This is a genomic window from Lamprobacter sp. (assembly GCF_034860625.1).
GTDB lineage: Bacteria > Pseudomonadota > Gammaproteobacteria > Chromatiales > Chromatiaceae > Lamprobacter.
In genome coordinates, this window is record NZ_JAYESN010000151.1 from 1 (window position 1) to 8601 (window position 8601).

The 8601-nt window shown below is 63.7% G+C and carries 9 protein-coding genes and 1 CRISPR repeat array; of the genes, 3 read left to right on the plus strand and 6 right to left on the minus strand.

Annotation, left to right across the window (positions count from 1 at the left end; translation table 11 throughout):
* The first annotated feature begins 67 nt into the window (after nucleotides 1-67).
* A CRISPR array of direct repeats spans nucleotides 68-660; the repeat unit is 36 nt; unit sequence GTCCGAACCTAGACCCGATCTAAAGGGGATTAAGAC.
* A gap of 192 nt (nucleotides 661-852) precedes the next feature.
* A complete protein-coding gene (locus VBE63_RS22170; RefSeq protein WP_323685197.1) occupies nucleotides 853-987 on the minus strand; it encodes a hypothetical protein in 135 nt (44 codons plus the stop codon).
* Nucleotides 988-1059: 72 nt separating this feature from the next.
* On the opposite strand from VBE63_RS22170, the gene VBE63_RS22175 reads away from it, so the two are divergent.
* Nucleotides 1060-1227 (plus strand): hypothetical protein, encoded by a 168-nt coding sequence (locus tag VBE63_RS22175; RefSeq protein WP_323685198.1) that lies wholly within the window; start codon nucleotides 1060-1062, stop codon nucleotides 1225-1227.
* A gap of 37 nt (nucleotides 1228-1264) precedes the next feature.
* On the opposite strand, the gene VBE63_RS22180 is transcribed toward VBE63_RS22175, so the two are convergent.
* The 4 genes from VBE63_RS22180 to VBE63_RS22195 form a co-directional block, all read right to left on the minus strand.
* On the minus strand, nucleotides 1265-3688 hold the full coding sequence (locus tag VBE63_RS22180) for a DEAD/DEAH box helicase (protein WP_323685205.1): 2424 nt from the start codon (nucleotides 3686-3688) through the stop codon (nucleotides 1265-1267).
* Nucleotides 3636-4862, minus strand: a complete 1227-nt coding sequence (locus VBE63_RS22185) for a hypothetical protein (protein WP_323685199.1) — start codon at nucleotides 4860-4862, stop codon at nucleotides 3636-3638. The genes VBE63_RS22180 and VBE63_RS22185 overlap by 53 nt, the downstream gene beginning before the upstream one ends.
* Nucleotides 4863-5139: 277 nt before the next feature.
* Complete coding sequence (locus VBE63_RS22190) at nucleotides 5140-5997, minus strand: damage-control phosphatase ARMT1 family protein (RefSeq protein ID WP_323685200.1); 858 nt, start codon at nucleotides 5995-5997, stop codon at nucleotides 5140-5142.
* 12 nt (nucleotides 5998-6009) lie between these two features.
* Nucleotides 6010-6195: a ferredoxin gene (locus tag VBE63_RS22195; RefSeq protein ID WP_323685201.1), complete on the minus strand. Its 186-nt coding sequence runs from the start codon at nucleotides 6193-6195 to the stop codon at nucleotides 6010-6012.
* A gap of 125 nt (nucleotides 6196-6320) precedes the next feature.
* Here VBE63_RS22195 and VBE63_RS22200 point away from each other — a divergent pair, with 125 nt between their 5' ends.
* Together VBE63_RS22200 and VBE63_RS22205 are read left to right on the plus strand one after the other, a co-directional pair.
* Entirely contained in the window at nucleotides 6321-6695 is a 375-nt protein-coding gene (locus VBE63_RS22200) for a hypothetical protein (protein ID WP_323685202.1), read from the plus strand.
* A 197-nt stretch (nucleotides 6696-6892) separates the two neighbouring features.
* Entirely contained in the window at nucleotides 6893-7216 is a 324-nt protein-coding gene (locus tag VBE63_RS22205) for a sulfur globule protein CV3 (RefSeq protein ID WP_323685203.1), read from the plus strand.
* A gap of 379 nt (nucleotides 7217-7595) precedes the next feature.
* On the opposite strand, the gene VBE63_RS22210 is transcribed toward VBE63_RS22205, so the two are convergent.
* On the minus strand, nucleotides 7596-8228 hold the full coding sequence (locus tag VBE63_RS22210; RefSeq protein ID WP_323685204.1) for a LysE family translocator: 633 nt from the start codon (nucleotides 8226-8228) through the stop codon (nucleotides 7596-7598).
* Between the last annotated feature and the right edge of the window lie 373 nt (nucleotides 8229-8601).

Sequence of the window (8601 nt, forward strand, 5' to 3'; positions counted from 1 at the left end):
CGAACCTAGACCCGATCTAAAGGGGATTAAGACTTATACCTCGTTATATTCTGCGCATAGGTTGAGCGTCCGAACCTAGACCCGATCTAAAGGGGATTAAGACGTGGCAGACTGGAGCACGACATCAAGATCGTCTCGTCCGAACCTAGACCCGATCTAAAGGGGATTAAGACAATGGCTTAATAGCCATTAAAGCTTGAAGTCTCGTCCGAACCTAGACCCGATCTAAAGGGGATTAAGACCCTCTTGCTAGTGACGCTCATGTCGTTCTCCAGGTCCGAACCTAGACCCGATCTAAAGGGGATTAAGACTGTCGTGAACCGGGCGGTCTATCTCGATCAGCCCGTCCGAACCTAGACCCGATCTAAAGGGGATTAAGACTTCGCGAGGTCGCGAGCCTTGCGATAATCCTTAGGTCCGAACCTAGACCCGATCTAAAGGGGATTAAGACATGGAACTCGACGGCTGGCTTGGCTTCTTCGATCTGTCCGAACCTAGACCCGATCTAAAGGGGATTAAGACCGCGGGAGCTGAACATCCGGCTCCTCTGAGCGCGTCCGAACCTAGACCCGATCTAAAGGGGATTAAGACCCGATTGCGATTCAACCATGCCCTTCCGCAGTGGTCCGAACCTAGACCCGATCTAAAGGGGATTAAGACTGTTCTCTGTATTTGTCTACCTTTTTTGCCAGAGTCCGAACCTAGACCCGATCTAAAGGTATCTCGTTGCACACAACTCCAGCCCGCGCCGGTCACATCCTGTAAAGCAGGATAATCGACGAAGGTGAACATGAGTTGGGCGGCCGAGGAGGTCGAGCGGCTGATCGCGCTGGCCGAGCAAGGTCAGCTGGATCATCCGCCGAGCCCCAGAAACCGATCCAGCACGGCCTGCGCGTTGATCCCGTCACCGGGCTCGATGCGCAGGCGCAGCCCGTCGGGACGGATCAGCTCTAACGCGGCTGGCCTGTAGGCAGGTGGCGGGGTCATCGCTGCGGGCCTGAGTTCGACAAAGGTCGCTGCGGGTTCGTTGGGGCGCTGCTCATGGCTGAGGAGCTCGCGATGGCGTTTAAGATCGCCGCGCTTGAGCCGCAGCCGGCGGGTCACCCGGGAGAACCCGTCGCGCTCAACCAGCGCGATGGCCTCGATCCAGAGCGCTTCAGGAATCCGTTCCCTGGGGCGCTTACGTTGGCGCCAGTGCTCGAAATGCTCGGCAACCTCGTCCAGTGAGCAATGCGTCGACAGTCCCGCGACTGGAGCCGGTGTTCTAGACCACGGGCTCGCGGATCAGGGCCAACATCTCCTCGTAATCGAGGCGACCGCCTTCGCCCGTGCCTTCCAACAGATCATTCGCCAGGTCGCGCTTGCTTGCATGCAGCGCCAGGATCTTTTCCTCGATGGTGCCTTTGGTGACCAGCCGGTAGATGGTGACGGGACGCTCCTGGCCGATGCGGTGCGCGCGATCGCTCGCCTGGTCCTCGACCGCCGGATTCCACCAGGGGTCCATGTGGATGACATAGTCGGCGGCGGTCAGATTCAGACCGGCCCCGCCGGCGCGTAGGCTGATCAGGAAGAGGTCACCCTCACCCGCCTGGAAGGCGGCGACCGCGGCCTTGCGCTTGGCCTCCGAGGTGGAGCCGTCGAGATACTGATAGCGGACGCCGCGGCCGTCGAGATACGCACGGATAATGCTCAGATGATCAACGAACTGGCTGAAGACCAGCGCCTTATGACGGTTGTCGAGCAGGTCGTCGAGGACCTCGCCGAAGGCGTCGAGCTTGGTGCTCGCCAGCTCGCTGTCGGGCAGCGCTAGCTTGGGATGACAGCAGGCGCGGCGCAGCCGCATGATCTCGGCGAGGAGCTGCATGCGCTTCTGGCCCTGCGTGGTCTCCTCGGACTCGAGCCGCTCCATGGCCTGGCGGCGCAGTGCCTCGTAGAGCGCGGCCTCGGCCTGACCTAGCTCCAGTTCGAGCGTGATCTCGGTGCGCGGCGGCAGTTCGCTGAGGACGTCGCTCTTCAGCCGGCGCAGGATGAAGGGCCGCAGCAGCTGACGCAGACGCTGGCGTGCATCGGCGTCGCGCTGCTGCTCGATCGGCGTGGCGAAGCGCCGGTTGAAGCTCTCCAACGACCCGAGCAGTCCTGGGTTGATGAAACGGAAGAGGTTCCACAGCTCGCCGAGATGGTTCTCGATCGGGGTGCCGGTGGTGATCATGCGGAAGCCGGCGTCGAGCTTCATGATCGCCTGCGAGCGCTTGGTCATGGCGTTCTTGAAGGCCTGCGCCTCGTCCGCGACCACGGTCGTCCACTTCAGGCCCGCGAGCCGCTCGCTCTCGGTCTGTAGCAGGCCGTAGCTACAGACGATGAGATCGAAGGGGCCGGCCTCGCTCAGCATCCGCTCGCGGTCGCCGTCGCCGAAGCGCTTGGGCGCAAGCGTGGGCGCGAAACGCATCGCCTCCGCCATCCAGTTGGCGCAGACCGACATGGGCGCTAGCACCAGGGTCGGTCCCTCGCTCGCGCGCGCGAGGATGAGCGCGAGTGACTGCAGCGTCTTGCCAAGCCCCATGTCGTCGGCCAGACAGGCGCCGGCGCCCCAGTGGGCGAGCCGCGCCAGCCAGCGGAAGCCTTCCACCTGGTAGTCGCGTAACTCCGCTTGCAGGGTCGAGGGCAGCTCGGGCTGCAGATGACGGGCCTCGGCGAGACGGTCCAGGGCGGCGCGCCATTGGGCATGGCCCTTGACCTTCATGCCCTCCAGACTTTCGTCGATCGCTGGGGCGGCCAGGGGATGGAAACGGCCTCGGTCGGTCAGACGCGCGAGGCTCTCCAGACGCCTGCGCAGGGCGTCGCTCAGCGAAAGGTACTCGCGCTCGCCCAGGCGGATGAAGCGTCCCGGCGAGGCCTGGACCAGATCCAGCAGCTGCTGCATCTCGAGCACGCGCCCGTCCTCCAGACCCAGCTCGCCCTTGAGTCCGAGCCAGTCGCGCTGCGAGGCCACGCTCACGCGCATGCGCTTGGCGTCGACCTCGGGCGTCAGGCCGATGCGCTTGCCCTCGGGCCATTGCAGCACCAAGTCGTCGCCGAGTCCGTGCAGCTGCTCCAGCGCGGTCAGCGCCTCCTCGGTGGTCTCCAGCGTCCAGGTCCAGCCGTCGTTCCCGGGCAGTGCCGGGCAGGCGTCGAGCACCGATTGCGCCGCGCGCCGCTCCCCGGAGAGGTCACGCGTGGTCTGCACGGCGCGCCCCTGTAGATCAGCGAAGAGCGTCGCCATCCCCTTGCCCGGATGCAGCCGCGGACCCTGCTCGCCTAGGGGCTGCATGAACAGCTCGATGGTCAGCCCCTCATCAAGCGGATTGAGATGGACATAGGGGCGCTGGTCCGCCTCCCGTGTCTCGGCGATGCGCTCGGTCCCACCGATGGCTGAGTGCACGCTGAGCATCGGCGCGACCGCCGCGATGCCCTCGAGGACCTTATCCTTGCCGCTCGGTGGGACTTTCAGGCCCTTCTCGCCGAGGAGCTTGCTGATCCGCCGGTGCGATGAGTCGAAATGGATCAGCCGCACGCGCTGCGGGCCGTCCTCGTGGACCAGGAGGTCCGAGCCCTCGGGTGGAAAGGGCGTGATGCGTATCAAGATATCGTCCTTGCGCTTAAGCACCTCGAGGACGGGGCCGGCGGACAGGAGTTCGATCGGGGTGTCCATGGCGCCCGGACGAAAGATCCTGGGATGTCCCTCGGCGGCACGCAGGGCGCGATCGGAGTCGAGACTGTAGTAGGTGCGGCCATAGCGACCGTACCAGCCCGGCTCGTAGTCCTGGGTGATGGCGGCGACGATGCGCTGGTCCTGGTCGCTCAGATAGTCGAACTCCTCGGGCGATTCGGCCAAGCGCGACAGGGCCACGGGCCGCCCCTGCGTCCAACCGCCGCGCTTGGACTGCTTCTGCTCGCGCGGCTCGAGCTGGGCCGTGCCGCCGTAGAGGCTGATCACCCAGGCCATCCGCCGATCCGATGCGGTCTCGGTCGAGCCGTGGCTCTCCTCGCTCCGTGGTCAGGAGCAGATCGAAGACGGCGAGCGCCTCCCCGTAGCGGCCCTGGATGAAGTGTAGCCAGCCGATCAGTGACAGCGTGTGTTGACCGGCTCGATCGGCCAGGATGGATGCCGCCTTTGCCGCGCGACCATCGAGCAAGTAACGCTCGGCGAGCGCCAGGGACACCTCGGGAAAGTCCGGAATCAAGGGGGTCAGGATCTCCTGAGCGATCGACTCCAAGTCCGGCTGAACTGTCAGCCAGTAGCCGGCCTCGACCAGCGTCGGGGCGAGGCCCAGCACACGCAGCCGGGGCGAGAGGCCCTCAAGCCAGGCGCGATCGAGCGACCTGGTGCAGATCTGGCTCAGCAGTCCTCCGGAGCAGTCAGGGATGCGCTCGCCGGGCTTGTGGTTCTGCAGGCCGAGCTGGCTCAGCACCTCGTCCTCGCGCCCCGCGTACAGGGCATTCCGGAGGCGCCGCGCCTGCCGATCGGGATGAGTGCTTTGCCCATGGTATGCCGACTGACTGCTCACGACCTTCTCACCGGCGCGCACAATCTCATTGAATAACCCCGCGCGCACCGTCTCTCGTGTCAGCGGCTCAGCGAGCTCGCGCGCGCAGACCAAACCGCTCTCGGTTGCCACGAGACAACCTGACTTGAGCAAACGCTGGCGCAGGGGGCCCGCCACCAGGGCCGCGAGCGACTTACCCTGCGCGTCCTTCCAGCCAAGGGTTCTGACAATCTGCTGTAGGGTCGTCTGGTTGATGGGCTCGTAGACGACGGAGAGGACTTGCAGGATACGGCGCTCGTCATCGCTCAGCGCTTCATAGGACGGCTTGAGATCGGTCATTCGAAAGATGTTGGATCGTCGGTTTCAGCGGGCGGGTTTTTATCAACAGGGAGACAGAGAAATCCTTGCAGCGGATGGATGAAACGTCAGTCGCTCCTCATTGAGCTTCCATGGCTGCTGGAGCGGATCAGACGTCGTTCGGTAGCGCGTTGCAGGGCGTGGCGCGCTCAAACCCAATGACCGCCACTTGGCAGCGACTGTGAGATAAGGGGTCCATCGCACGGCTCCGGTTGACATAAGCGCGCATCATAGAGCAAAGGCTGTTGGGGCAGCAGCCTCAGCGTCGACGCAGCGCCTCGCTCGCCTGGATGATCACACTGCCCGGAGCGACGCCGATGTCCTCGGCGATCACCGAGCACTTGGCCTGCAGCAGGAAGCAGATGGGCGCATCGACCCCGCTCAGCGTCTCGTAGTTGGCCTGGCCCTTGGCGATGATCAGTTGGGCGCGGTCGAAGCGCTCGCGGAAGGCCGGCGAGCAGAGCCCAAGCGGCGCGCCCATGGCGTCGCAGCCGGTGTCGATGAGCTCGGCGACCTGATCCAGCCCGGCGGCGATGGCCTCTTCACGCGTCGCGTCGTTGAGCACGGGGCCCGCCTTGACGGCATAGCGCACCGGGACCGGCAGCGCCTCGATCAGCACCCGATCGAACACCGTCTCGCCGGCATTGTCGGCCAGATACAGCACCTCGTCCACGCGCTCCAGCGCCCGGCGCAGTACATTCAGATCGTCGATTGGGGCCTCGGCATGCAGCACCCGCTCGAGCGTCGCCTCCAGATCAAAGGTCTCGGCCACACCGTAGTCGATGATGTTGCCGGTGATGGCGATGCGCACCGCCGTCTGCAGCGGATCAGCGGCCGTCTCGACCCGCGCTCTTAGCGCCGGCAGCAGGGCCAGCGCCTGCGTGGTGGCCTCACGTTTCACATCCAGGTAGGGGTCCGCAACCTGCGCCCGCTCGCGGACCAGCCGATGGATGCGCTCGCCCATCTCCGGCGGCGTGGCGTCGGCAGAGAGTTGGCTCAGCTCAGTCATGGTCTCTTCCAGGATCAGCCGCTGCAGCGCGGGCGAGGCCCCGGCCCGGCGCGCCGCGCTCAGGGCCTGACGCAGGAAGCAGGGCCAGCAGTCGAGATAGACTCTCATTGCGCGCCCACCCTAAGCTTCGCGCTTCTGTTGCAGCAGTTGGTCGTGGTACGAGCCCTCGCGCAGGAGCTTGGCGCCGCACCTGGGGCAGCGCTCATCCTGGCAGGGGATGCCGCTTTGGTGCGCGCCGCGATAGTCGCATTTTGGGCAGAAGCAGGTGCCGCCGGCACCCATGTCGTGTCGCCGTTGTTGGGGCATGCTGGGACCTCCGATAGGTTGTTTCCGATGAATACACTCGGAATTGTCCAGTGATGCGAAATCGGGTGCATTGATAAGTCGCGTTTCGGTGCTCGTTGCGTGCTCGTTGCTCCAGGTCGACCTTTTTGAGGAATCAGAAATACTTTGAGGCTTCCATCGATGCGATTTTCACGACAGAGGGGCCGGTCCGAGCTGAGGAGCACTATTGCCTGCCACCCTTGCAGCGCTGGGACTTGGCCGAGGTGATGGGCCTGATTGAGCAGAAGAAAGACTTCCTGCTGCATGCCCCACGCCAGACCGGCAAGACCACCTGCCTGCTGGCGTTGATGGCCCATCTCAATCAAGAAGCGCGCTATCGGGCAGTGTACGTCAACATCGAGGCCGCCCAGAGCGCGCGCGAGCAGGTTGAAGACGGGATGGCGATCATCTGCAGCGCACTCGGGCGCGCGGCGCAGTTAGTTCTGGACGATCCTCGCCCGGCGGAGCTTCGAGTTGCCTGAAGGCCGCGACCGCTGCCGAGCGATCGACATCGAGCGGATCGATCGTCCGAGGAATGACCTCTATGTGAGTTCGTTTGATAGGATATTCGAAAATTGACGTTAATCAAAAAAGGGTCGCTGGTCTTTTTCTAAGCTAGTGTCGCGGCGTACCGGTAGGGTCGGTGCGCGCGATAATCTTCAGTGAACGGAGGTTAAAGATGCTCGTCAAGAAACGTCTTTTGCTTGCTGCCGGTCTGGCTAGTGCTACCCTGTTTGCGGCTGGCTCCGCGAACGCCTTCTGGGGGCCGTTCAACCCTTGGAACTGGGGCGATGGCTGGGGCCCCGGCTGGGGTAACCCCTGGTATGGACGAGGCTACGGCTATCCAGGCTACTGGGGCGGTTATCCGGGCTATTGGGGTGGCTACCCGGCCTACTACGGCGGTTATCCATACGCCTACGGTGCCGCCCCTTATGCCTATACATACCCGGGTTATGGGTACCCAGTGAACGCTGCGCCTGCTGCGAGCGAGCCATCCAAATAGCCGTCTCGGGGCGCCTTTCCAGAGCGCCCCGGCAAGCAGGCTTGCGCATCACTCACCACCGGTGCTGTCGATGGGGTGCCAGATCGGATTCTGCTCGGCCTGGTGTTGGAAGCATCGATCCAGCAATGTCTCGGCACGAAAGCTAACATGACCAGCCTTTTGCTGCGAGAGACGTCAAGATTCATCACCCATTCATCACCCATTTGTCACTCACTCGGAAGCCCATCACCATGAGCGAGATTGCTCTGCAGGCAGGGTGCATCGAAAAGACGCTGCCTCGTCTATAGAAACTATCCATCAACTTCTTCCCGATTTGCGGGCCAGTGTTGCGCGATTATCGGGAAGTAGAAAATGGACAGCCACATAGCGCGTCCACGGCTCAGACCAAGGTGGCAACAGCACGGCTCGCGACAAAGACAGCCAGCGCCAGCAGCAGTGCGGCATAGATCCGTCCGACGTAGACGATATGGCGCTCCAGTGCCAGCAGCAGTCCGCTGCGAACCAGCACCAGGACGACGGTCGTGTACCATAGCGCATCGATGCCGCCGATGGTCAGCACCAGCAGCGCCTTGGCGCCAAGTCCCTGGTCGGTGGTGATGAAGGGTGCGAACAGCGCCAGCATGAACACCGCAAGCTTCGGGTTCAGGAAGGCGATCATGAAGCCGTTGCGGGCGGCCATGGCGAGCCTGTCGCCGCTGATCGTGCTGTCAGTGGGCGGCGTCATCGCCGCGCGCTGGCGCAGCGCGTCGCTGGCGAGAAAGACCAGATAACCGGCGGCGGCCAGCTGTAGCAGCGCGAACAGCTTGGGTGAGGTGGTCAGCAACGCCGCCAGGCCGGCGACTGTCAGCAGGGCATAGAGTCCGACCGCAAGGCCGTGGGCCAGGGCCGCCGCCAGCCCCGCGCCACGCCCACCACGCAGCATGCTGCCGAGCACCACCGCCAGGCTCGGACCTGGGGTCATGGCACCGAGCACGCAGAGCAGGGCGAGGGAGAGCCAGACTTCAAGGGTCATTCGTCACCTATCGGAGATGTGTTCAAGCAAGCCCAGGGCTGGTTCCAGCAAGAAGCCACTAGCCGGGCTGTTCTGCCCAATGATATCGCTCAGGACGCTGGCCGCCCGCCTGATCGCTTAGCCTGTCCCTGCGCCGCGCAGGCTCGACTCCACCGGCAGCTCCAACAACTTAGGCGATTGCCGGAAAAGCGCGTACCGAATTGCGCAGGATGTTCGTTTGCCTTCAAGGAGCATCGTCGGGAGCATAGCCGGGCTATGTGATCGGCGATGCGACGCAGAAGGCGAGCGAAAAGACAAGCAAGGCGGTATGAGCTTTGACAGACATCGCCTGAGGTCATCGGGCTGGGGCGGGCAAGGTGCTGCTGCCAATGAA

Excerpts from the sequence above, each read along its gene's own strand:
- VBE63_RS22185 (WP_323685199.1), bottom strand. The coding sequence starts at position 4,862 with ATGACCGATCTCAAGCCGTCCTATGAAGCGCTGAGCGATGACGAGCGC.
- VBE63_RS22175 (WP_323685198.1), top strand. The coding sequence starts at position 1,060 with ATGGCGTTTAAGATCGCCGCGCTTGAGCCGCAGCCGGCGGGTCACCCG.
- VBE63_RS22190 (WP_323685200.1), bottom strand. The coding sequence starts at position 5,997 with ATGAGAGTCTATCTCGACTGCTGGCCCTGCTTCCTGCGTCAGGCCCTG.
- VBE63_RS22210 (WP_323685204.1), bottom strand. The coding sequence starts at position 8,228 with ATGACCCTTGAAGTCTGGCTCTCCCTCGCCCTGCTCTGCGTGCTCGGT.
- VBE63_RS22195 (WP_323685201.1), bottom strand. The coding sequence starts at position 6,195 with ATGCCCCAACAACGGCGACACGACATGGGTGCCGGCGGCACCTGCTTC.
- VBE63_RS22170 (WP_323685197.1), bottom strand. The coding sequence starts at position 987 with ATGACCCCGCCACCTGCCTACAGGCCAGCCGCGTTAGAGCTGATCCGT.
- VBE63_RS22180 (WP_323685205.1), bottom strand. The coding sequence starts at position 3,688 with ATGGACACCCCGATCGAACTCCTGTCCGCCGGCCCCGTCCTCGAGGTG.
- VBE63_RS22205 (WP_323685203.1), top strand. The coding sequence starts at position 6,893 with ATGCTCGTCAAGAAACGTCTTTTGCTTGCTGCCGGTCTGGCTAGTGCT.